General features: G+C 48.9%; 26 protein-coding genes. 7 read left to right on the plus strand and 19 right to left on the minus strand.

Features of this window, described 5'->3' with window-relative positions; genetic code table 11:
- Nucleotides 1–16: 16 nt before the first annotated feature.
- The 5 genes from ACKWCC_RS16185 to ACKWCC_RS16205 all read right to left on the minus strand — a co-directional run bounded on the left by ACKWCC_RS16185 (nucleotide 17) and on the right by ACKWCC_RS16205 (nucleotide 3,368).
- The gene (locus ACKWCC_RS16185; RefSeq protein ID WP_413997006.1) at nucleotides 17–931 is read right to left on the minus strand and encodes a hypothetical protein; all 915 of its coding nucleotides are present in this window, start codon (nucleotides 929–931) and stop codon (nucleotides 17–19) included.
- Nucleotides 870–1,478, minus strand: coding sequence for a fasciclin domain-containing protein (locus ACKWCC_RS16190; RefSeq protein WP_413997007.1), 609 nt, complete (start codon nucleotides 1,476–1,478; stop codon nucleotides 870–872). Before ACKWCC_RS16190 ends, ACKWCC_RS16185 begins: the two co-directional genes overlap by 62 nt.
- 197 nt (nucleotides 1,479–1,675) lie before the next feature.
- Entirely contained in the window at nucleotides 1,676–2,101 is a 426-nt protein-coding gene (locus tag ACKWCC_RS16195) for a response regulator (protein ID WP_413997008.1), read from the minus strand.
- 257 nt (nucleotides 2,102–2,358) lie between these two features.
- Nucleotides 2,359–2,721 carry a DUF1622 domain-containing protein gene (locus ACKWCC_RS16200; protein ID WP_413997009.1) on the minus strand — a complete coding sequence of 121 codons (363 nt, stop codon included), beginning with the start codon at nucleotides 2,719–2,721 and terminating at the stop codon, nucleotides 2,359–2,361.
- Between the two features lie 104 nt (nucleotides 2,722–2,825).
- On the minus strand, nucleotides 2,826–3,368 hold the full coding sequence (locus ACKWCC_RS16205; RefSeq protein WP_413997010.1) for a hypothetical protein: 543 nt from the start codon (nucleotides 3,366–3,368) through the stop codon (nucleotides 2,826–2,828).
- 250 nt (nucleotides 3,369–3,618) lie between these two features.
- On the opposite strand from ACKWCC_RS16205, the gene ACKWCC_RS16210 reads away from it, so the two are divergent.
- Nucleotides 3,619–4,128 (plus strand): hypothetical protein, encoded by a 510-nt coding sequence (locus ACKWCC_RS16210; RefSeq protein WP_413997011.1) that lies wholly within the window; start codon nucleotides 3,619–3,621, stop codon nucleotides 4,126–4,128.
- A gap of 3 nt (nucleotides 4,129–4,131) precedes the next feature.
- On the plus strand, nucleotides 4,132–4,608 hold the full coding sequence (locus ACKWCC_RS16215; protein ID WP_413997012.1) for a hypothetical protein: 477 nt from the start codon (nucleotides 4,132–4,134) through the stop codon (nucleotides 4,606–4,608).
- A gap of 24 nt (nucleotides 4,609–4,632) precedes the next feature.
- Here ACKWCC_RS16215 and ACKWCC_RS16220 read toward each other — a convergent pair whose 3' ends face one another.
- From ACKWCC_RS16220 to ACKWCC_RS16230, 3 genes are all read right to left on the minus strand, one after another.
- On the minus strand, nucleotides 4,633–5,055 hold the full coding sequence (locus tag ACKWCC_RS16220; RefSeq protein WP_413997013.1) for an Hsp20/alpha crystallin family protein: 423 nt from the start codon (nucleotides 5,053–5,055) through the stop codon (nucleotides 4,633–4,635).
- Nucleotides 5,056–5,274: 219 nt separating this feature from the next.
- On the minus strand, nucleotides 5,275–6,051 hold the full coding sequence (locus ACKWCC_RS16225; protein ID WP_413997014.1) for an alpha/beta fold hydrolase: 777 nt from the start codon (nucleotides 6,049–6,051) through the stop codon (nucleotides 5,275–5,277).
- A complete protein-coding gene (locus ACKWCC_RS16230) occupies nucleotides 6,048–6,500 on the minus strand; it encodes a hypothetical protein (protein ID WP_413997015.1) in 453 nt (150 codons plus the stop codon). The genes ACKWCC_RS16225 and ACKWCC_RS16230 overlap by 4 nt, the downstream gene beginning before the upstream one ends.
- A 523-nt stretch (nucleotides 6,501–7,023) precedes the next feature.
- On the opposite strand from ACKWCC_RS16230, the gene ACKWCC_RS16235 reads away from it, so the two are divergent.
- The 3 genes from ACKWCC_RS16235 (at nucleotide 7,024) to ACKWCC_RS16245 (ending at nucleotide 8,083) form a co-directional block, all read left to right on the plus strand.
- Nucleotides 7,024–7,398, plus strand: a complete 375-nt coding sequence (locus ACKWCC_RS16235; RefSeq protein WP_413997016.1) for a hypothetical protein — start codon at nucleotides 7,024–7,026, stop codon at nucleotides 7,396–7,398.
- An 82-nt stretch (nucleotides 7,399–7,480) separates the two neighbouring features.
- A complete protein-coding gene (locus ACKWCC_RS16240) occupies nucleotides 7,481–7,633 on the plus strand; it encodes a hypothetical protein (RefSeq protein WP_413997017.1) in 153 nt (50 codons plus the stop codon).
- 285 nt (nucleotides 7,634–7,918) lie between these two features.
- Nucleotides 7,919–8,083, plus strand: a complete 165-nt coding sequence (locus ACKWCC_RS16245; RefSeq protein WP_413997018.1) for a DUF1328 family protein — start codon at nucleotides 7,919–7,921, stop codon at nucleotides 8,081–8,083.
- Between the two features lie 774 nt (nucleotides 8,084–8,857).
- Here the strand turns inward: ACKWCC_RS16245 and ACKWCC_RS16250 are convergent.
- The 7 genes from ACKWCC_RS16250 to ACKWCC_RS16280 all read right to left on the minus strand — a co-directional run bounded on the left by ACKWCC_RS16250 (nucleotide 8,858) and on the right by ACKWCC_RS16280 (nucleotide 14,880).
- Complete coding sequence (locus ACKWCC_RS16250; RefSeq protein ID WP_413997019.1) at nucleotides 8,858–9,280, minus strand: MgtC/SapB family protein; 423 nt, start codon at nucleotides 9,278–9,280, stop codon at nucleotides 8,858–8,860.
- Nucleotides 9,281–9,515: 235 nt separating this feature from the next.
- Nucleotides 9,516–10,058, minus strand: a complete 543-nt coding sequence (locus tag ACKWCC_RS16255) for a PRC-barrel domain-containing protein (RefSeq protein WP_413997020.1) — start codon at nucleotides 10,056–10,058, stop codon at nucleotides 9,516–9,518.
- A 10-nt stretch (nucleotides 10,059–10,068) separates the two neighbouring features.
- On the minus strand, nucleotides 10,069–10,725 hold the full coding sequence (locus tag ACKWCC_RS16260) for a hypothetical protein (RefSeq protein ID WP_413997021.1): 657 nt from the start codon (nucleotides 10,723–10,725) through the stop codon (nucleotides 10,069–10,071).
- A 501-nt stretch (nucleotides 10,726–11,226) separates the two neighbouring features.
- Nucleotides 11,227–11,673, minus strand: a complete 447-nt coding sequence (locus ACKWCC_RS16265) for a response regulator (protein ID WP_413997022.1) — start codon at nucleotides 11,671–11,673, stop codon at nucleotides 11,227–11,229.
- A 335-nt stretch (nucleotides 11,674–12,008) separates the two neighbouring features.
- Nucleotides 12,009–13,019: a helix-turn-helix transcriptional regulator gene (locus ACKWCC_RS16270; RefSeq protein ID WP_413997023.1), complete on the minus strand. Its 1,011-nt coding sequence runs from the start codon at nucleotides 13,017–13,019 to the stop codon at nucleotides 12,009–12,011.
- 357 nt (nucleotides 13,020–13,376) lie between these two features.
- Nucleotides 13,377–13,877, minus strand: a complete 501-nt coding sequence (locus tag ACKWCC_RS16275; RefSeq protein WP_413997024.1) for a hypothetical protein — start codon at nucleotides 13,875–13,877, stop codon at nucleotides 13,377–13,379.
- A 388-nt stretch (nucleotides 13,878–14,265) separates the two neighbouring features.
- Complete coding sequence (locus tag ACKWCC_RS16280; RefSeq protein ID WP_413997025.1) at nucleotides 14,266–14,880, minus strand: fasciclin domain-containing protein; 615 nt, start codon at nucleotides 14,878–14,880, stop codon at nucleotides 14,266–14,268.
- Between the two features lie 237 nt (nucleotides 14,881–15,117).
- Between ACKWCC_RS16280 and ACKWCC_RS16285 the strand changes: the two genes are divergently transcribed.
- Complete coding sequence (locus ACKWCC_RS16285; protein WP_413997026.1) at nucleotides 15,118–16,356, plus strand: APC family permease; 1,239 nt, start codon at nucleotides 15,118–15,120, stop codon at nucleotides 16,354–16,356.
- Between the two features lie 148 nt (nucleotides 16,357–16,504).
- Here ACKWCC_RS16285 and ACKWCC_RS16290 read toward each other — a convergent pair whose 3' ends face one another.
- Complete coding sequence (locus ACKWCC_RS16290; protein WP_413997027.1) at nucleotides 16,505–17,482, minus strand: fasciclin domain-containing protein; 978 nt, start codon at nucleotides 17,480–17,482, stop codon at nucleotides 16,505–16,507.
- A 234-nt stretch (nucleotides 17,483–17,716) separates the two neighbouring features.
- The gene (locus ACKWCC_RS16295) at nucleotides 17,717–18,310 is read right to left on the minus strand and encodes an AraC family transcriptional regulator (protein WP_413997028.1); all 594 of its coding nucleotides are present in this window, start codon (nucleotides 18,308–18,310) and stop codon (nucleotides 17,717–17,719) included.
- Nucleotides 18,311–18,613: 303 nt separating this feature from the next.
- On the opposite strand from ACKWCC_RS16295, the gene ACKWCC_RS16300 reads away from it, so the two are divergent.
- A complete protein-coding gene (locus ACKWCC_RS16300; protein WP_413997029.1) occupies nucleotides 18,614–19,054 on the plus strand; it encodes a hypothetical protein in 441 nt (146 codons plus the stop codon).
- Nucleotides 19,055–19,120: 66 nt separating this feature from the next.
- Here ACKWCC_RS16300 and ACKWCC_RS16305 read toward each other — a convergent pair whose 3' ends face one another.
- A complete protein-coding gene (locus ACKWCC_RS16305; protein WP_413997030.1) occupies nucleotides 19,121–20,470 on the minus strand; it encodes a dihydrolipoyl dehydrogenase family protein in 1,350 nt (449 codons plus the stop codon).
- Between the two features lie 991 nt (nucleotides 20,471–21,461).
- Nucleotides 21,462–21,737 carry a hypothetical protein gene (locus ACKWCC_RS16310; protein WP_413997031.1) on the minus strand — a complete coding sequence of 92 codons (276 nt, stop codon included), beginning with the start codon at nucleotides 21,735–21,737 and terminating at the stop codon, nucleotides 21,462–21,464.
- Nucleotides 21,738–22,353: the final 616 nt, after the last annotated feature.

The following is a 22,353-nucleotide window of genomic DNA, read 5'->3' on the forward strand; positions in this document are numbered from 1 at the left end:
CCCTCATTGGGGAAAACTACACCTCCAGATTCACGCCCCACCACACGGCGTAGTCCCTCGGGGTCAGTGTGCGGTTGCTCTGATAGCCTTGGTCCGCAATCTTTATACCAATGATCTGGCCTTGGGTGTCCCATACGTAGCCCAAGAAAATAAAGCTGTGCCCAAATGGATCTAAATTGGGGTCATCGCTGCCGCGCACCACTTTTTTATAGTCCTTTTTGTGTCGCCACACCTGCATGGGAGATCCGGGACGCAGTTCCCCTTTCCAAATCTCCCTGCCGGAAACCAGTTTGCCCATGCCGGCCTGGGCCAGGGCGCCCGCACTGCCCTTTCCGCGGTACTTTTTGGGCAAGCTTCGCCAACCTTTGTGGGTGCCGGAGGTGGTGGCGTAGAGATGGTCAAAAACTTGTTCTGGATTGTAATGGGCGGTGGCAATACTATCTGGAAGGGCCTCGTAAATGCTCTTATGGTACACATCCTCATAGGCTTGCAAAATCCTGGACTTACTTGCGGTAAGGCAATGCCCACCGGGATTTTTGTTTTTACTGTTCACGTAATTGTCCACAAGGCGCTGGGCCATGGGGTACTGGGGCCGTAGCTTGGCGGCAGGGCCTGCAAACCGCACCGTGTCCGTGATGGCCGGGCCTGTCGTATCCATCAATACCACCTTCTTCTTTATGGGCTTGGGGATGCTGCTGTGTTCCACGGTTACCGTATTGGCCAAGGTATCCGTGTACAATATCGTTTTGGTATCCAGTTCCTTGGTGCTGCCGCAACTCCCAAAAAGGAAAATAGTGGCGAGAGCGCCCCACAAAAACCCATATGTCCCGTTAAGGGGCAATGCCTGGGAACTAGGGCTGTTCTTGGCGCTAATATTGGGGGAACAAAATCTTGTCCACCCCGTGGACCACCCCATTTTCCGCTTTTTCATTGGCTAAATTTATCTTGCTCCGTTCTCCGCGCTCATCGGTAATATACAATTGATCGCCCAATAGGGTCAAGGCCAAATATCCGCCTTGTAGGGTTCTTAGGCGTAGAACGCCCTCATTCAATCTAATGGTGCTCACCAGCGTGGCGCGGTCATACACTTCGGGCACCAAATGGTAGGAAAGGATTTCCTGCATCTCCGCCGCGCCGGCGGGGGTCTTCAATTGTGCCAAGGCAGCATCATCCAATTGATCGAAAGCATCGTTTCCCGGGGCAAAAATAGTCACGGCATCCACACTGTCCAACCGTTGGGCCATTTCCGTGCTGTACAGCGCCTTCACAAAGGCGTCATAAAACCGGGCATGCTGCATAATGTCCAATACGGAACGCGCATCGTTAAAGGTGAAATCAGGCGGAAGGTCTCGCCGCTCCTCCTCAAGTATGGGCGTATTTTCGGGGATGTCATAAGAGGTGTTCCCGGGTTCCTGAGCCACAAGGTGAAACGTGATCATCAGATGCGCAAGGCAAAGCCAAGTTATCGATTTCTTCATTTTGTTCTTTTTTATTTGTCTAAGTTTAAGTGTTGTGCCTTGGTTTCCTTGACGGAGATGTGTTTTTTATTGATGGGATAAGAGACTGTGCGCCCACAGGACATGTGCTGCCGGGAGCACTTTTTAAGGTACCTTGTTTTTAGTTTGGATAAACACCAGACACCCCATACGTTTAAAATGTGGGAAGCAAGCGCGCTTCAGGTATGGATTTTAAAAGGAACACCGCAGGTATTGGTTCCGTTGGAAAAGGGACGTAAACTTTTATAGAGCAAGGTTTTAAGCTGGTTGTAAGAATTTGGCTTTTGCAGGTAACCATTGGCACCCAGGGTCTTGAACGCTTCCACTTCACGGGGAACAAAGGAGGTGGAATAAATGATCACCGGCAGGTCTTGGACACGTTCGGTGCCCCTTATTTTTTTAAGGCATTCCCGTCCGCACATCAACGGCATGTTAATGTCCAAATAGACCACATTGGGCAATGGGTTTTCCTTGATCATCAGTTGTGCCATTAAATGAATGCCATCGTCAAAATGGTGCACGGCACTGCGCAAGGGAAGTTCTTGCAGGGCATCCACAAAGAATTGGCGATCGTCCGCATCGTCATCGGCCAAATAAATGTGCACTGGTCTTTTTAAGTCGGTTCCTTTCACGTGTTGCTGGTGCTACTTCCCACTTGCCTAAACAAGTGAACCCGTTGAGATAAAAGTCATAAAAATGAACAGTGACGCAAAATAATTTGGTGGTTTGCGGCAACAAAGGTTTGGATACAGTTCATTTTTGGCGTTTTGTGCCCTTTTTCAACATCAGTATGGGAATTGATGTCTGGAATAAATATCCAGAAAAATTTTTGGGCGAGAAATTTTTTGGGCATAGGCTGGGTTTACGTTCGTTGCCCCGAACTTTGGGTCTTGCCCTGCCATGGAAATTTCCCTTCCAATTCCACTTGTAGGGACAAGCTCAAAAAGGTCCTTATGAGCACTATGAGCCCCAATACGGCAACGGATCGCAGGGTAGGGGCGGTAACCACGGTGGCCATAATGTCTGCGGCGATCAAGACCTCCAGCCCCAATAAGATGGATTTCCCCACGCGCTGCCTCAGCGCAGAATATCCCAGATCCTTTGTCTTGCTCCCTTGCACCAAAAAGACGCCCAGGCTGTAAACCGTACCCAGAAAGATGACCAGGACCCCAATGCTTTCCGTTGTTTTGGCCACGTAATCTATGTATTGCGACATCCATTCCATATGAAGTTCTTTATGTTATCCAACAGCCTTTGACCGTATAATGGGACACCGTAGGTGCCAGGCGCCGGGATATTGCGGTATGCAAGGCATTGCGCTTGCTGCCCTTATTGCTGTTCCTGATCTTCCTCTGGATCGACCAAAGGATGGTCGGACACGCCCAAACCCACGATCTTAATGATGTTGGCCACGGTATTGTAGAGCATGAGCACCACCACGATCAAAGCGGCGGAAAGCAAACTGGAAAGGGCCAGGGACAGGTAGTAAATAATACTGTACCACTGGGTGGGAACCCCCTCTGCTTCCACAATGGGCAGGTTAAAAAGGAGGAAGGACATTACGGCCGCAATGAATACGCCCGTATCCAACTTGGCAATCTGCAGCACATGTTTGTAGTGGTCCTTTTTCAATTGGGACTCCGATCCACTGCTTATGCCCAGCAAGGTAAGTAGCAGCGCCAATATGGTGGCGGAGGCCAGGGCAATGGTATTGCAGAGCGTGTTAAGGCCGGAGAGGGAGTTTTTTATGAGCACCTTAGCCTCATGGCCACTGAGCTCGCCCAACATGATGGACCCCACCAAGAGTATGAGCAGGGAAAGGAGGCCACCAATGGTTGCCCTTTTGGTATATGCGCTAAGTTGTAGGTTCATACGCTCGGTGTTGTTCAAGCTTGCCTGCCCTTGGTTAGGCTTCTTGTCCTTAATGTTTTGGATGGTGCACACTGGCCAGCGGCACAAAATGGTTTATGCCAAGATATATGGCCAGCAGCATTTGGCGGTGCCCTAATGAAGAAAAAAAGAACGTAAAATTGGGGATGGAATGTTTTAGCATCAACCCTACATCCAATAAAATACAGGGAACTACGGGACTGTGGGTATCTTGCAGTACAATTTGTGCAATATGGACAAGAGCAATCAAAAAGATCACCCCGGTTCTGTTGATTTGATCAACGCTAAAAAATCAATTATTCGCTATTATCAGCTGGCCCTGTTAAAAATCAATGACGCACGACTTTCCAAGTGGATGAGGGAGCGCAAATGGGAACATGAAGAAGAGGTTTCCCGCCTTGGGCGCCATTTTCCTGAAGAGTGCTTAGCTCCCCGTACCAATCGTTTAAATGGGCGCACCGAAACCCAAGGGACCATTTCCATTCCGCTGTACTTTAAGCTGGACAATGAGCGCGAACTGCTGGATGAGGCCATACGGAGGGAAGGCGTGTTGAGGGACCGGTACAAAGCGGTGCGCAATCAATCCCTCGCTGCCCAGCCCTTGGAGGCCCTATTGCGGTTGCAAATGAACCGTTTGGCGCTTCGCGTTGCGGAGGCGGAAACGTTTTTTCCTCCATTTGTGGCACCATCTTCCCCACCCGAGCAGAACGATAAAACCTTAAATGGTTCACAAACAGCATGACCAATGAAGAACAAAGCCACATACAATAGAGAAGTTCGGACCCTTTTGGCCAAGACCATCCATCTGGCCCAGGTCTATGCGGAGGCCTGTGACATTTTGGACCGGGTTAAGATCTGTGCCCTTTTGAACGAAAGTGCCTCAGAAAACCTGGACATGGCCGCGCAGTTGTCCCAGCTGCTGCACCCAGAACTTCCCCAGGGCCGTTTGGGTACGGCACAGCAGCTGCAATTACAAAAGCGCCCCATCATTTTTTCGGGCGTGGATTATGACCTGACCTGTAAAGAAATGGTGGACAAAATAAGAAAGCTTCAAGATGAACTGGTTGCCAGCTATGAATCGCTGAGGAAAAACACTGCGGACGTACGCCATGAACAATTGTTTACGGACCATTGCCGCGTGTACAAGAAAAGAAAGGACAAGTTGGATTTTTATATGGGGCAGGAAGTCTTCTATGTGGGCCCGATGTCTGCCATGGATTGAAAGAAGAAAAGAATTGGCACCACATTAAAACAATGGGGCGGTAGCTGCACTTGGGACCGTAATATGGAGCACGTTGTCCTCAAAGGTAATCAGGGTCTTGCCCAGATCATAGCGCTTGGGCACTTTAAAAGCTCGTTCAAAAACCTTGTTTCTAGAGATTTGTTCCTCTTTCGTCCGGCTCGTATGGAGTCTTTCTGAAGGTTTCCGCCAAACTTGTACAATGACACGGTTTTCCCTGAAGTTTACGTTAAGATCATTGCGGTCCCATTGGGGTGCCCTGACCTTTATGATAAAGTGGGTCCCAGGTTTGGCCTCGGTGATCACGGGCAGGGCACTGCCTGCAGATACTACATTTCCCTGCTTGGGCCAATGACCATCAATAAAATAATGGTCTGATCGTAGGCTCTCTTTATCTTTAATGGCGTTGGTATTGTAAATAGGTTTCATCTGTTGCTATTTATTTGTTTTTTAAAGTGAGACCTGCCCGTTCCGTTTCAGGCGGGTGTAATTCTCCATTATATATTTCGGTTGATATCCAGCATGGTTATGGCTCATTTCATAGTTTCTTTTTATGTGTTCCATTTTTATGAACCTCTATGTTCCCTGCGCTAAATTTCAAGGAGTTATATTCCTTAACCCCGATCCGTTTGTATGCCCACGTTTGCCTTAGGGCGCTATGGGCACGGTTCTTTTTTCTTGGCGTTTGGCAATCCGCATTAACTGCCTCGCCAGCTTTTTGGGTTTCTCCAAGGGAATGAGGTGACCGCACTTGCCCATGGCCACCATGGCCGGTCTGTTCAGATAAGGCAATACCCGTTCGTATATATGTTTCTCGGGAATTACGGGATCGGCCTTGGCGTAAATTACCGTGGCGGCCACATCCAAATCGCTGATGCGATCGGCAATGTCATGCTGCATGCCTTCATTGAGCCACCATGTCCAGGTGGCGGGGTCTACCAAGAGTTGCGATCGTACCGCCAGGTGCAATTTTTTCTTGCCCAATCTTTTGTGGGTTGCCCTTTGAACGGTTTTTAGGGCTTCCGCCCTGTTGGGGTGCCTTAACATCCGCTGCCTTTCCGCAACTTCCATCGCTTCCGTGGTGGGTGGGGACGGGGCTATGAGCACCAAGTGTCTTGGAGGATTGGAAACCATGAGCTTGGCGGCATACAGAACCAATTTCCCGCCCATGGAATGGCCGCACAAAATATAGTCTTCCAGTTGCAGCGCTTCAATGCGGGCATTGATATATTTGGCAAAGTCGTAAATGGAAGTTCGGGGCATGGCATCGGTTTTGCCAAACCCTGGCAGGTTCAAGAAAACACAACGGTAGCGCTTTTCCAAACTTTTGGCCATCCAGCGCCAGCTTTCGGCGTATCCTCCAAAATAATGTACAAAAACAAAGGTTGTTTTGGGTTGGTGCCCTTGTTCTTTCCTCTTTTTCATGCCACAATGGTATTGGATGTGCTTTCGTTTTCCTTTTTTAAGGCTTCCACTGCCTTGATGTGCTCGTTGATCACTTGGTGCAAGTGCTTGGGCAAGGAAGCATTTGCCAGAATAAAGATTGCTTCTGAGCGCATCATCGCATCGGCCAGCTGCATTTTTTGTGCAATGGCATCCCTTTGGCTGGCATCCAAAAGCTTTTGGGATGTGAACCAAAATACCACGGCCTTGCACCGTTCCGAAGGGTAGTAGGGCAGTTCATCTCCACAATCCATTAAAAAAGTGAGCATTTGCGCCTGAAACCGGTTCAATATCTGCAATCGTTCTTGGGCCATTTGTAGGGTTTTGGCCTCGTGAGTACGTAGCACAAACTCCTCCAAGGTTTGCTTGGCCACCTTAACCTTGTTCAGGTAAATATAGATTTTACGGCATGTCTTATAGTCCAAGGGCATGATATGGGGTTATGGGTCATGTTCTGTTTTTAAGGAACGGTGGCCGTTCTGGGAGCAATGCCTAGGGCTTCCCACCCACGGGACAGGTTCTTATTTCAATTCCCCTGAGCGATACATAGTGATTTAGGGCAATTACGGCCCTATGCAAAAGGGCAACGGGCCAAGGATTTATCGTACCACAGAAAAGTAATTTCAGAATTGGTACAATATCCCTTCCAAGGTATGTTCCGCATCACTGTTCAAGGTAAACAAAATTCCACATACCCGTACAACCCCTACTTTTTAACGTCCCTTTTCCTACCGATAGGGCTCTTTATGAAGATGGCGGCCCTTTTTTCACTTTTACGGTAGGAATACACGCTCCGTGGACAGCATATCCATTCCTTGTTCTTTTTAAAGGCAAAACTTAATGCTTTAGCGCTGCACCATACGGTTGTCTGGCCTTATACTTAGGGGTGTTTAACCTTTTGGGAGGCACTGTAGGCCCAAAGTTGCGGAGCTCCCAACAACATACCCGAGAATGATGAAAAAAGATGAATTGATGGGAAAGGAACTGGCCAATCTGTATGCGATGGCAAAACAAGTGAACCAATTCTTTGCAGATCGTACCATCTCCTTCCTGTCGGACTACAGCCATGGCCTATTGAGCCAATACCGGGCCGTGAGCAGAAACAATGAAAACCAAGTCTTGGAGAGCCTTAGGCGGTTGGAAATAAACCCCGGCAACACGGTGGACTCCGTGGTGCGGGAAATATTGGAGAATCTGAACGATATTCTTTCCAAAAAGGATTTGGAAGACGATGTCCGGGAAATGGCATTTGTCATGTCCCTAAACCGTTTGGTGCACTACCACATGGCCAGTATGGCCAATCTGGAGTACGGCACCGAAGCGTTGTAACAGGAATGCGATGTTTTGGGGCAGCAACGGCCCTAATCATCGGCATCGGTATTAATGATCAAGAACTTAAAACAAGAACAATATGAAACCCACCATTATTTTGGGAGCAGCGTCTGCCCTAATGCGAAGTAAAAGAGCAAAACTCTTGTTTTTGGGGTTGCAGTTTGGTTATCTCACCTACAGATTGGTGAAGGAAAAGCGCCAAAAAGATATGGCGACCGAACATTCCCATTGAGCTTGGATTGTCCATTGAACATTTGGGAACGGCGGTGAATTCCGTTAAACACCATCGCTGGGACAAGTTTTTCCCGATCACCTTGGCGGTGGCGGTCAGTGTTTTTGGTTCATTGCGCTTTGCGCCCTAAAAAGGAACGTGCGAAATCATCATCCGGTAAAAACGGCCGCCCTGTGTATTGCGCAAAGAATTTATTGGATACGGAAACCGTTAGCGGCGCATTGTGACTACCTTTTCCCAAAGTGTTCAAATACGTTGAGCACATTCATTTAAAACCTGATTATTATGTTAAAGTGGACGATGATATTTGTAGTGCTGGCCATTGTTGCGGCCATATTCGGTTTTGGGGGCATTGCCGCCGGAGCTGCGGGAATTGCCAAAATCCTGTTTTTTATTTTCTTGGCACTGATCGTTATTTCCTTGATTACCGGAAGGACAAACAAGGTGTAGGTGCAAAATTGTAGTGCTTAAAAATGGCCCTGATCAAATGGTTGGGGCCATTCTACGGTCAAGGTAAAATTAAGGTGCTCCAAATGGAATATATCAAACCCCAGGCAGGTTAAGAAAAGATAGAATTTACAGGCCGTCTTTATTTTTGTATGCCGTTTGCACGGGTTCCATTCTTGAGGAGTTTCTCGTATTTATGGAAGAAATTTGAAACTGTAATCTCATTGGAATGACACAGCGACCTCACATAAGAAACACTAAAAAATGTGGGCAAAAATCTACCGAGGGGCATATCCATATACCAAGGAAAAAGGAACGCGGTGCAGACTCGAATAAGGCTGAAGAGGCAGACGCGCTGCGGCGTGGTGCCGATCTTTATGTTCCGCTGCGGCCCAAGAAAAGCTTTTTGTCTGCCTACGACCCTTTGGAAAGTATGCCGTGAGCACCCCTTACGGCCCATTTAATATGGTTCTGCCATTGTATTTGTGGGTGAACCCCTTGATTTATAATTTGACTTAGGACCAGAAGACGTAAGACCTAGGATTTTATACTTGTAGTTCTTTGAATGATAGGGGCTTACTTTGTGGGTGCTTGTGATCGGACCTATTTTTTGGTCTTACGTTATAGAGTACTAAGTCTGGCCAAAACCATTTTCGTTTCCACAACATTCGTGGTAGAACCATGAATATGGGTGGGGGCACGGGAAATTGACCGATGGTGGACAAATTTTTCACAAGGGTTACCTTCCGGAACATCCCTCCTGTTTCAATACCGATTTTAAGGACCTATCTGCTTGTCCAGATACCCAAACAGAAGATTCACCAACACTACGGAGGCGGTCAAAAGCACCAGTTCCCAATACATCTTAAATGCGGCAAGAGCACCCAGTGCAGCGCTGCACCAAACGGTGGCAGCGGTGGTGAGCCCCTTGACGCTGTTCTCCTTTTGCAAGATGACCCCGGCCCCCAAGAAACCAATTCCGGTGACCACTTGCCCCAAAACCCGGGTAATGTCCACATCGTCCATTCCCTTGAACTTTAGGGAAATCAAAATAAAGACCGCTGCACCCAGGGCCACTAGGGCATTTGTTTTTAGACCGGCACTTTTGCCCTTGAGTTCCCGTTCCAGGCCTATCAAGAGACCGCCAATCATCGCTGCCAACAGGGGTATGGCAAAATCTATCAGTAGTTGCGCGTTCATTGGTCAATGTAACAGATTCTTGTCTTGTTCCAAAAATGGTTACGATTCTTTTTTGTGTTCCTGTTTTCTTACGGCCTTGCCCCGCGTAGGGCATCCAGGGCCATCCACTGATGCCCAATCCCAGGGACGGACAAAAATGCCCCAATGGATTCCTCTTTTGGCCGATGGACTTAAGACATTTATTTTGGCACCAGAAATGGAATCTTTGCTGGCCCAAGGGCCGGGATGCACCTGATCAATACGCCCCCGCATACATTTTGGTATAATCCTTTCTTTTATAGAGGGCGCTGTTATTCGCTTCGCGCTCTTCATCGCTAAAGCGCAATTGGCTGTCCTTGTGGTAAGACTCCAGCACTTGGGTCTCGTAATGCCGATCGATCATGCTTCCCGGTGCCACGCGTTTCGTTCCAGAGAAAATGTGGTGATCTAGCATTGGGGTGTTCACAATTTCCTCTTCCAGATTCAAGCTGACCATTCCCACCGGTACAATGAGATGGTTTTCACCCTCTTTGTTGAGAAAGCCGTGCGCCCCTTCATTTGCCGGGCTCTGATAGGTTTTATGATTGGTCCGTAGGATGGATTCATCCACTTCCACATCCAAGTACACCACCCTTTGGTCCTGTTTACTTACCAAGAGATTGGCCACGGTACCTATGTACACGCCATCCTTGTCTTTTAGGGGCCAGCCCCGCACATCTTTATCGCTGTCCGATACCTCGTAGTCCGATACCTCATTGAGATAATACAGGTTCCGGTCGTTATTGTTCGTCTTGCTCATAGGATTATATTTAAGGTTCTGGATTCATTTTTGTCAAAGCGTCCGCCGCCTCCCTGAAGTACGTGTTCACCTTTTCCTTTTGGTCCAGGGTGAGCACGGCGGGATCAATGTCTTGGGCCGCCCTGCGCACATCATCTATATCCTGGGAAAGGTCGGGAAACTTTTGGCGCTGTATTCCGGCCATCACCTGAGTGATGGAGAGATAGGCTTTTTTTATCTTATCGGCATGATCACCGTCCAAGGGATCCTTGGTGATCTCCCGTGCCCGTTGCACGGCCATTTCCAGTTCGCTGTCCACATCCACCCCTGTCACTATGGCCCGTTCAATGGTGGCGTTGATCAATCTCAACAGGGCCTCACTGGTATATTCATGGTCCAGTCCCATTTTTTCCGTGTTTCCTATAAAGGCGGTAAAGGCCTGTAATTGGGCATCTGGGTCTGCCAAAACATTGGTTCTGAAATCGTTGGCGGCTGCCCCGTTGGGAGTGTTGTCCCCGTTTTCCACTGTTGGGGCGCCGAGCTCTGTCTCCACCACCGAACCTTCTTTTGGTTCAGGGGCCCCGTCCGTATCGGCCATAAAAAACCAGGCCAATAGGCCCACGGCCACCAAGGCCCCCACGATCCAGCCCCAGGGCGTTTTCTTTTTTTTGATTCTGATCTCTGCCATAAGGTTTACATTTTGCGTTAGTACATCTTTTGGTCACGTGCGCATTGCTTGGTTCAAGATGTGCGCGCTTCCTTTGGAAAGGTAGGGGCACTTGGGAAAAGTTCTTGGCGGTATCGTGAAAAAACTGGATGCTAAACCTCGGACCTCAACAAGAAAGGCTCCATAGGACCTGAATGGCAAGATGTTACCGGACAAACAAGGGATGTGGCGGCAGACCAATGGCGGTGTTGCACTTGGGCAACCGTTGGAGAATATCATTACCGACACTATGGGATGTGGGTTAAAACAAAAAATATTGCGGCCACTGCTACGTAAGTGTTACCGCTCCGAGCGCAGCGCGCCCATCTGGAAAGGGTATTCGGGAAACGGCGGCTGCATTGAATTTCCACTGCATAAATACCAGTATTCATTGCACGTATGTTGAATTTAGCTGAACATTTCCACAGCCGGGCGGTTGCGTCCATAAGGGGTCAAGAAAGCCGGCTACGGTTGGGACAAACTTTACAGTTTCAGCAAAAAACTGTGTCTGTCCAGTTGGGAGGTGGCATACTGATAGCAGGTTTTCATGGCCCGGTCAATGACACTTCTCAAGGTTTGGAAATTATTGGGTTTTTGTATGTAGATGTTGGCCCCCGCCAACAGGGTATCTTCCATATCCTTTTCAGCGGAGGAGGTGGAATAGATGGCCACGAAAATATCGTTGTATTTGCTATGTTGTTTCAAATAGCGCAAGCACTCCAAGCCATTTTTAATGGGCATGTTAAGGTCCAGAAAAACAATTTCCGGAAGCTGCTCAGGATTGTTTTCCAAGTGGTCTATGAATTCCTGGCCGTTATGGCACATCTGGAGCTCGGATTTTACCTCCAAGGTCTCAAATGCCTCACTGAAGAGAAACCTGTCATCTTCATCGTCATCAACCAGCATCACCCTAAAAAAATGTTTTTTCATAATCCCCCGTTTATTTAAACATTTCCTGGCCCTGTACCATTACCAACTTATGTTTCCTACTATGCTTATTTCACTCAGTACCTCAGCGATTTTGAATTTATAAAAAGGCCCAAATCTTTCAACCTTTGCCTATTTGGAGGAAAAGTAATACAATCATTGCGAATTGACAACATCAAAATTAACATAAAAAGGGACAAACTTTTGTAGAATAAGGCATTCTGGCCCCTTTTTGAAGATTTTAAGCGGATGGCATCTGGTTTTGCGCTAAAAAACCACGATGGAACGCTGCTTTTTGACCACTGGAAGGGGAGCGTACAAAAAATGCTGTTTCTTGCTCATCCCTGGTTTTTTCTCTTGAAGGCCAAGGGGCTCTCCCCAAATCTTTGTTTGAACATCTTGTTAAAGTAACTGCCGTTGGCAAACCCAAGGGTTTGGGCCACTTCGGAGATGTTCAAGTGGCGCTGCAACAACAATTCCCTGCTTTTTTCCAATCTTAGATCATTTATATATTTAACAACCGTGGTAGCGAACATGGAACGGAACAGAAATTGAAGCTTTTTTGGGGAAAGTCCCACCCGTTTGGACAGCTGCTGTACGCTATGTTTTTGGCCAAGATGGCCATGGATATGTTCCACCGCATGTTGCAATTTTTTTAAGTCCTGGGCGTACAGCGGTAATTTTGGTTCAGGGTCGAGGTGGTTGCGATGCTCTTCCAACTGCGCCGCCAAAAGGGCCAGAATGGCGCTTTCCGCTTGTATGCTTCCCATGGCGGTGTGCGCATCCAGCCCCCGCAGGGATGTGATTATGTCCATGGCCTTGAAACTGGGTTGCCCTACATAATGCAGCCGTTGATCTGCATTTCTGGCAGACAGGGCAGCCACCATTTGCCCGCCCAGCTCTTGGAGGTAACTTCCGATGCGCCCACTCGCTGACCGGTGGTTTACGTTGATGGCCACAAACCGCAGGTGCACATCTTTGGGAAATGCCACTTGGGTGATGCCGTTTTCCGGGACCTCACTGATAATGTTCTGGTTGGGCCGTATGGTATGATGATGCTCTTCGTGCTGTTGTTTATGGAGGAAGTGGCCGGCAAGGACGTAGATGAAATAGAGATGCCGATGTTCCGTTTCCCGAATCTCGTAACCGATCTCCTCATTAAATTGAATGTCGTAGCAAAGACATGAGATTTCGGGAAATTCCAGGGCCAAAATTCTGCCTTTGCCAAGGGAATTGTTCAAAAGCATTTCGGCAGAGCGCATCCCGGTGCTCAGCTTGCCTTGCAAAACATCGCAAATGGTGTTCAAGGTCTGGAGGGCACTGGTCTTGTTGATCTGTATGGATGCCATGGTCACCGAAAGGCCGGGCCATGATGGATGATACCTTGCCCGCTGTGTTAACGAATTTGTTCTAAAAGTAGCGGATTTTTACCAATAAAATCGATAGGTTTACTTTTAAAAAGGAGTGATATGATGAGGTAAGGCTAAGGGCGGGGGCGCAAGCACAAAAGAATGCACGTTAAAATTTTTACCCTGCCTTGCTGGGAAATAAGTGCTATGCACAGGGTATTAACGTCTTAGATTCGGTGAATTGGAATCTGGGTCCGTACAGCTCTGGTTTTGGGCCGGTACGTTTTTGTATGGATGATCACGAAAGCACGAGGTATGGCTTGGAGCACAAGGCCAGGGGCCGCGGTTTCCGGCCTGTCACTTTTGGTCACGGTAGGTTTCCCACTGCTTCGCGGTCAAGAATAACTTGTAAACGGAATCTTTTTGTTTGTCCACCGTTTTTTGGGCCCTGCCCGGGGTGCCCGCGCCCGCCCGGGACGCCAATTTGTTCAGGGCGTTCTGTATTTCCCGCTCTTGTTCTGGGCTAAGGTTCAGGGCATCCTTCCTTGTTGCCAATGAGGGCTTGCCCTGCGGCCGTGAGTCCGTAGTTTCGTTAAGGATGTTCATATTGCCCCCCGTGGTGCCATTTCCCGTTATGTTCGGAATGTGCTTGCGCCTAGCGTGCGCGGGCGCCATATCTTCATCAACAGTTCCTTCCTTTGATCCACGGTTTTTCACTTCCGGTACAGTCTCTTTTGAAGACGATGCCCGATTCCCTTTTTTATCGCCCGATTGGCATGCGCCCAGCAGGGATATGACCATCAAGAGGGGCAGTAGCTGTGAGAGCTGGTGGGCAAGATTATGGATTTTAAAATTCATATCAAATCAAAATTTAACGTGCTTTTCAAATGTTTTTTTGAGGTCAGTAGATGGTTGCCTATTTTAGATCGAGTTGATAGCCAAAATGTCAGGCTGGGCGCCCGCCTGAATTGTAGTCGAGACAGCCGGTCGAAGCCCCCTTTGTCTGGCCAATGGTTCTCGACTGTCTGCCCGTTCGGTAGGCGGGCGCTTGAACTGACAACCGAAAAAACCATTCATCATATAGGAATCAAACAATTACCCTGTTCAATTAATCCGTATTGATCTACTCACCTCTATTTTTTTCCTTTGTGGGGGAGCCCTGCGTGCTGCGATACCATCATTTTTTGGTGCGATCGGTATTTTGGGCCTTATGCTTTTCACCGGGTGGTCCAGGGGTTGAAAAGGGTTAGAAGTTGGGGAAAAGTACCTTGTCAATGCCGTGTACCACGCCTTTTTGGGCTTGCATGTTGGGCATCTCAATGTAGGCCGGCGCTTCCATCTCATCCCTGAGCATTAACCGATTGTCTTTTAAAACAATATGGATACGGGTGCCTTGTAGGGTTTCCAAGGCAAGCGAACCGTTGTTTTCCCTTACTTTTTCAAGAAGGGTCGCCGTATCGTACGTACCTTTCAGCACATGATATTTCAGGAGGTCCGTTAGTTCGGCCTTTCCTTGGGGCTTCATCAGATCCCGCACCTTTTCCTCCGGGAGGGCACCGAAGGCGGCATTGGTTGGGGCAAACAACGTAAGGGCACCCATATCTTGCAAGGGCGCCACCAGTTGGGTGGATTTTAGGCCCTTCTCCAGTGTTGAAAGAGCCACTTGGGACATGACCACATCCACCACGTTCTTCATATCTGATGTTGTATCCGGCGCATTTGGGGCGCTCAGGGACAAAGACTCCTGTACCTCGTTGGCCACGGTAGGGGTATTTTCTTTTTTTTGCTCGCCGCAGCCCAAAGTGAGCACCACGGCAAAAAGGGCCATTTGTTTCAGGTGTTTTTGAGAAAGTGTTTTCATTTTAGCACGTGTTTTCATTTTTTGGATTTTTTTGGTTCCAAAAAATAAGTAGGAAAGATGGTTTTTTTGGGTGCGATGCCTCTTTTTATTGACGCTATGCCTGTGCCACAATGCTATGGAACAAATGGATCGGTGTGGCCACGGGTTTCCAGTGATTGCGTTAGCGATAGAACGATTACGGGCGTTGCCCATTCTTTTTGAGAGGTATCTTGTTCGCATCGATAAAAAAAAGGAAGGATGGCCAAAAGACAGTTGAAACGACACTTGGGGTTTTGGGACGTGCTCATGTTCGGGGTGGGCGGCATAGTTGGGGCCGGTATCTATGCCATAATCGGTCAGGCGGCCGGCCTTGGCGGCAATATGCTCTGGCTGAGTTTTGCCCTGGCCTCCGGGACGGCCATGCTCACCGCCCTTTCCTATGCAGAGTTTGTGAGCCACTTTCCCGATGCCGGTGGCAGTTATGAGTACATTAAAAAGGGCATTGGTCCCAAAACGGCCCTGTTCATGTCCATTTTTATGACCTTTACGGGCATTGTGGCGGCAGCGGCCATTGCCATAAGCTTTTCAGAATATTTTGGTAGGCTATTGCCCTGGCCCCGGTGGAGCACCATGATAGGGGTCATTCTGGTGATGGCGGCGTTCAACATCTTTGGTTCCAAGCACAGTTCGCGCTACAATGCGGTGGCCACGATAATCACCATTCTGGGTTTGCTCGTGGTCATAGGTTTCAGTGTGCCCGCTTGGGGCAACGAAGATCTGCTGCAATTGCCGCAACAGGGGTGGGGCGGCATTTTTGCCGGCGCTGCCCTTATCTTTTTCAGTTATGTGGGCTTTGAGGATTTGGTAAAATTGGCAGAGGAGACAAAAGAGCCCAAAAAGAACATGCCACGGGCCATTTTGTACAGTGGCGGCATCGTAATGGTCTTTTATGTGCTCATTGCCGTTGGTGCGGTAAGTGTCATGGGCAGCGATGGTCTTTCGCGTGCCAATGGGCCCCTATCGGCCGTTCTGGAGTCCCAATGGGGCGCCATTGGTGGCACGGTGCTGGCCGTGGTGGCCCTTTTTGCCACCAGCAAGACCATCTTGAGCAATATTCTGGGAACGTCCAGACTGTTGTACGATGTGGCCCGGGACAGTGAAATACCCTGGCTGCGAAAGTTTACCACCATTTCGGGTATTGGAAATGCGCCCAATTGGGCCATTTTGGCCATAACCGTGGTTACCATTCTGTTTGGGCTCATTGGCGATCTAAAAGTGGTGGCCTCCATCAGCAACATCTTTATCTTCATTGTTTTTGGAATGGTCAATGCCGCCCTATTGCGCTTTCGGTACAAGAATCCCCGTACCGGGCAAAAAGACAAGGTGTTTCGCATTGCCCCCAATTATAGGAACCTTCCCCTGCCCACGGTGCTGGCCTTGGCAACCATTATCTTTTTGTTCTTTTTTAATGTCATTAATCTTTTGGAGAGCGGTTGAAGGAATCCTAGGTTCGCCAAGGATACGTTGCTGGGGTACCGAAACATGCCTTGGCCCGGCCAAACCACATCTTTGGTGTGGCAGAACCGGGCCATTGAGCTCCATGATCCGCAAGGGACATGCCCAATACGGACTGTTTTGTGGCCCGCTAGGGCAACAGTACGCGGTCCACTCCGTGCACCACGCCATTGTTGGCCTGCAGGTTGGCCAAATCCAATATCACTTCTGCATTGGAGTTCCCCGCTCCATCGGTAATGCCCACCAAGCTTCCTATGCGCTGAAAGCTGAGCACGTTGCCTTCCAAGGTGGCCGGCGAATCCATTCCATTGGTAATGGCGTCATAAACCAGGTTGTTGTTGGGGATCACGTGGTGGCGCAGCACGGCCGTAAGGTTATCTCCCGTGGGCGCCCCGTCCAAGAGGGCAAATGCATCGTTCACCGGCGCAAAAACGGTAAAGGGTGCTGTATCGCCGCCAACGGGTGTGGCCAAGATGGCATCAAAATCTGGCTGGCCATCGGCATCAAGTTGGTCTTCCAGAACCTCGAACAAGGGGTCGGCTTCAATGAAATCGGCCACGGTGGGCAGGGATACCACCTCATCCACCAAATGAATGTATCCGTTGCTGGCCTCGATATTGGCAGCGCCTCCAATGATCTCAGATTCCCCGTTGAACACGGCTCCATCTTCCTGGTTGTAGAACAGGGCCATTTTTCCGTCGTCCGGGGCGGCATCGGCAGTGGCCATGGTGCTGTAATAGCCGGTGTCCGCGTTGCTCAGCAAAATGCCCTCCACCACGTGGTTTAACAGTACCTGGCGCAACAATTCCTTGGGCACATCGTCCAAGGTGCCAAAACCATTTTCCATCAAAAAATCATCAAAGGCATCATTGGTGGGGGCCAAAACGGTATAGACGTCATCTCCCGCTAAGATGCCCACCAACTCTGCTTTTTGCAAGGCTTGCACCAAACTGCTCAAGTTGGCATCGTTCTGGGCTATTTGCACAATGTTCCTGGTGCTGTCCGGCGGTACAATGACCACATCGTCATCATCGTCACATGCCAAAAAGAAGAGCAATGACAGCAAGGCGGTAAACAAGGCAATTGTTTTAAAATTCTGTGTTTTCATCATTTCATTATTAAGATTATACATTACAATTTCCCACCAATGGGAGGGAGGGAAGATAGAAAACGGACCAAGGGGACTTTGTGGTATCCATTGCATTATTGCCGTTAAAATCAGAACAGCAGGGCTGCCCGTGTACGCTGTTTTGAATGACCGGATGTCATTTTTACCTTTGGCGAGGGCAAGGAGGCGGCATCGTCCAGGGGCAATGTGCCAAAGTCCAACGGGGAAAACCCACTACCCTTGGGACGCCATCATTCTGGTTTCCAAAATGCGCATGAATTGGGAGGGGGTAAGCCCCGTTTCTTTTTTGAACTGTCTTGAAAGGTGGGAAACATTGCTAAAGCCCAACCTGTAGGCAATTTCCGTGAGGTTGTATTTTCCACTGACCATAAATTTTTTGGCAAGATCGATCCGTTTCAAAATCACAAAATGTTCAATGGTGCTGTGGTTGTTGTTCCTAAAGGTCTGGCTAAGGTGGGCATAGGAGTAGCCCAAAGTTTGGGCGAGGTGCTCACTTAAAGTGCCGGAATCCGCTGCGTTTTCTTTGGATAGGTAGGCATTGACCTCGGTTTTGATGTTGTCCACCAGGGATTTGGTATGGCTGTTCACCAATTGCAGGCCATAAGGTGCCAGCTCGTTCTCCAGCGCCAATTTTTCACTGAGGCGCAAGGGTTTTTGTAAAATTAGGGTCGATGTGCCTTTTAGTTCATAAGAAATACCGCTTTTTTTCATAAGGTCATCCACCACTTTTCCAAGCAGTGCCTCTACATTGTATATCAGCGAAAGTTTCATATCAACATCCAATACCCTAAAGAACGATGTTTTCATATCCTTACCTTGCCGTAATCCATATAAATGCGACCCGTATGGCACGCCGGGAGCAACACCCTTGTGCCCATGCCCACTTTAGGTCCGTCCCGGACAAGATCTTGTTTCGTGCGGTCCGGGCCGCAGCAGGGTATGGTGGCCATACGGTGCGTTGCACCCCCGTATCCGTTTTGTGCAGTAAGGGCAAGTAGGGCACCCGGTACCCAAAGGGAAAAGGAGACAGGAATTCCGTTAATTATGTTGTCTTTAGAGCATACCATTGTGCGCAATGATATTAGCTTAAGGTCATTAAACGTAATTGCCATGAACCTACAACAACGAACAAGACATTTATACGAGCTCAGCCAAATCTTTAGCCTTGGCATGCACCATTACATCAATGTGGCCCACTGGAGCACCAAACCTGTGCTGATTCATTTTTTTGAACAGCGCGCCCACGAGCGCATGGCATTTGTGGACGAACTGCAACAGCGTTTACGCGCTATGGAAGCCGCCCCGGCCCAGGAGGGCATTGGGGAAATGTTACGGAATTGGCAGGAGTACTGTGGTTTTCATAGTCTGGAACAAACTTTCTTTATCACCAACGATGTGGGTTTTTTGGATAACAAGGCACTGGAATACATGCACATTTTGTTGAAGCGTGACCTCTCCGAAGATACACACAGCCTGCTCATGAGCCAGTTAATGCGCATGGAAACGGGCATTTTGGCCTTTGAGCAGATACGGCATCATTTGAGGGACTAAGGGATATTGGCCCTGGAAAGGCCTTAAGCTTGCCAATTGGTGGCACATTCTTGCCCAACGGTGGCATCATCCCAGCATCGCTTTGATGTCGCTTCCCCAGGTAGGGTAGGCAAATATCATTTTCTTTAATTCTTCTGTGGTCATTTTGGCGTTGACGGCCATGGTCCATAGATTAATGGTCTCCGCGGCTTCATTTCCCAAGAGCTGGGCCCCGACCACGGTATCCGTTTCTTCATCCACCAAGACTTTATAGGCATAGGCTTTCCCCTGGATGCGCTTATTGTTGTACCATTGGGGCACAGAGTCTTGCAAAACTTTGAGTTTGGGGAATTGTTTCCGGGCCTTTTTTTCCCGGGGCCCCACCATGGCCAGTTGTGGCAGGGTAAAGACCACCGTGGGAATGTGCGGATAGGACACGTTATGGTTGCCATCCAAAATGTTTTTCAAGACAATCTGCGCTTCAAAACCCGCCAGGGGCGATAAGGGTTTGGCCGATCGGGACACGTCTCCGCAGGCAAAAACGCGGGGGTTACTGGTGCTGCGCAAATGGGTGTCCACTTCAATGCCTTGTTCCGTGTGGCTCACCTTGCCCTTGTTCAATTGCAATTGTTTTAAGGCCGGCACCCTGCCCGTTGTGTTGAACACCATATTGGTCTGCAGCGTTTTATTTCCTTCGGAGGTGGTATAATGGACGGTAAGCCGTTCTCCTTTTTTTTTCACGGTTTTGATTTTGGCCCCGAAGACAAAGGAGATGCCCAAGGCGCCACTGGCCTCCACAAGCTCGTTCACCAAACGGGTGTCATAATGTTTCAGTGGTCTTTTTCCATGATCTAAAATACTCACCCTACTTCCTGCCCTGGCCGCCATATGGGCAAATTCCATGGCAATGTAGCCCGCGCCCAAGAAAGTGATATGTTCCGGAAGTTGGGAGAGGTTTAAAAAGTCGTCACTGTTTTTTAGGTGTTTTTTTCCTTCAATGGACAGTTTGCGCGGTACAAGGCCCGTGGCAATCACAACATTGCGGGCCTTGATGTGTTTCCCATTCATTTGCAGGGTGTTTTCGTCCACAAAGCAGGGCGAGCCCCGGAACAGGGCAATGCCCTTTTCATTAAGATCGTCTTCTGTTTGTTGGGGAATGGGATCGGTAAAGGTTCGCTTAAACTCCTGAAGTTGGCCCCAGTGCAACTTAGGCCTTTTGGCAACGCCCTTTTGGTGCAAATTGGCGCTCTGTTCCCAGACCTCGGTGGGCCCCATTAAGGCCTTTTTGGGGTCACAGCCCCGGTTGGCGCAGGTACCGCCCAATTCCCGCTTTTCTGCCAGGGCCACGGAAAGTCCTTCCTTGGCGCAAGCTTCGGCCACGGTCTTTCCGGCAATGCCACTGCCAATGACAAATACATCATACGTTTCTGTTTGCATACTTTCTTTATTTCTGCCAGTGAACAGAGCTGCATCTTTCAATGAAAACCACCTCGCTGTACCGGGTCTCTGTCCCGTTGGCGTGGGCCATATTCTGTTTGGATTATATAGGGGAGCTGTTCCTCTACGAACAAGAATCGGGGACCCTATCATGCTCAGATTCCATCATCAAAAATCAAAGGTTCTTTTGTGACGGATCCCCTTACTACCGGCCCATCGGTCATTAAAAACGAAAATACCGAGGGTTGGGTAGCGGTATTGGTGCAAAGCAATAAATAATTGACCATATCCGCCTTGGTTCTCTGTGCTACCGCTGTTAAAGGGGTTATTTGCACTAAAAGAAATGTAAAATGGTGCCATTGGTTTAGGGCACGGTGCAAAACAAGCCGGTTCAAGGGCGCTCGTCGGGATGCCAAGACGGGCAGTAAAACGTGAGGAAAAACCCAAGAACCAGTGAGATGTGGTTTTAGGACTATCATGGGCGTTAATTAAGGGAAATTTGGAATGTTCGCACAAAGTTTAGGGCGGTATAAAAAATGGTTGAGATATGGAAGGGACAGCGGTAGCTTCAAGTCTTTTTTTTGTCGCTCAACTTCATCTTTAGCTTAGGTCAATGGTAATATTTTGGTGTCAAGGTAAATATGACCTGGATAGGCGTAACGTGTTGGACCGTCTTTCTCCCAAAGGAATCCCAAACCAGCGGAAAAGGGATGGTTGAGCATATAGGCAAAATAATTTTGGGAGGCAATTTCCATAGCGGTGGTACTACGATTATCTACCACGGCGAATCCGAGAGGCTCTTGACCGCTGCTTGTTTTTGATTGTATGCCCTTAAACCTTTTGAGCTCTAAAGTATGTAGGCGATAGATCAGTTGAACCGGTGCTTTGGAGCGTACCGTTATCTTTCTGTCCGGACCGTTTGTTAGAGTGGCACAACATCAGGTAAGACCGGCAGCAAGTAAAAGGAAAACCATTTTCCTATCCATCAAGCTCAGATTATTAGGTTGCCCTCCATATCCAGTGCCACCTCCTTGTTCTTCCTTCCTTTCGATAGCTTTTTGGTAAACCATTTATCCGCTTTCTCGGATTTGTTGCATTTCACACAATATATTTTCTCGGCCACCTTCCACTCCGGATAGTTTTCCATAATGGTTTTTATACATTTTTTGGGCATGGGTATGTCACGGTAGGTCTCATAGGCTTTTTCAATGGTTCCCCCAGGATCAAAAACTGCTATGTTTTTGATGTTATATGAGGCTACGTTCATTTCTAAAAAACGAGCGCCCTTGGCGCGGTCTCGCCCCATATCTTTGTTAAGTAGATTGGGTTTGCCACATTTTCAGGAGCCTGCCACTAACGTGTCCCCTAAATTTGTTGGGTTCGTTTGGGCAACCCGCTCAGCCCATTCACCTTCATTCCGCGAAAAGCTACATTGCGGGAAAAGCGCTTCCCTGACAAAAATCTGGGACACGGCTCCAAAGCCTACGCCCTAGGTTCCACTTGGCCGCCATATCCCGTAAAAACACGGGAAAGGGTCAAGCCACATTCCGGGCTACAGCTTTGGGGCAAGTCCGCCAACCCCCTGCCCAACGAGTGCATTCGTTCCCCACCGACCGCTCAGCCCATTTTCCTCCATTCCACGCCTGCCCGCTGAAAGGGCGGGAAGTCGCTCCATTGTGTAAAAAGAGCTTCCCTACAAAGGTCTTGGACACCATCCCCGATTTCAGCTTTCCACTGCGCCCATCCCGTCCGCTGCGCCGGCCGGGAACACTCCGCTTCAGCGCCAAAATCGGGAATGAAGTCCGCCTTTCATCGGAAAGCCGTCATTTAGGTCTTCTTGACAGGGTTTTCGGCGAGGTCTTCTTGGGCCCCCGCCCAAAAAC

This window comes from Maribacter aquimarinus (assembly GCF_047345505.1).
Taxonomy (GTDB): Bacteria; Bacteroidota; Bacteroidia; order Flavobacteriales; family Flavobacteriaceae; genus Maribacter.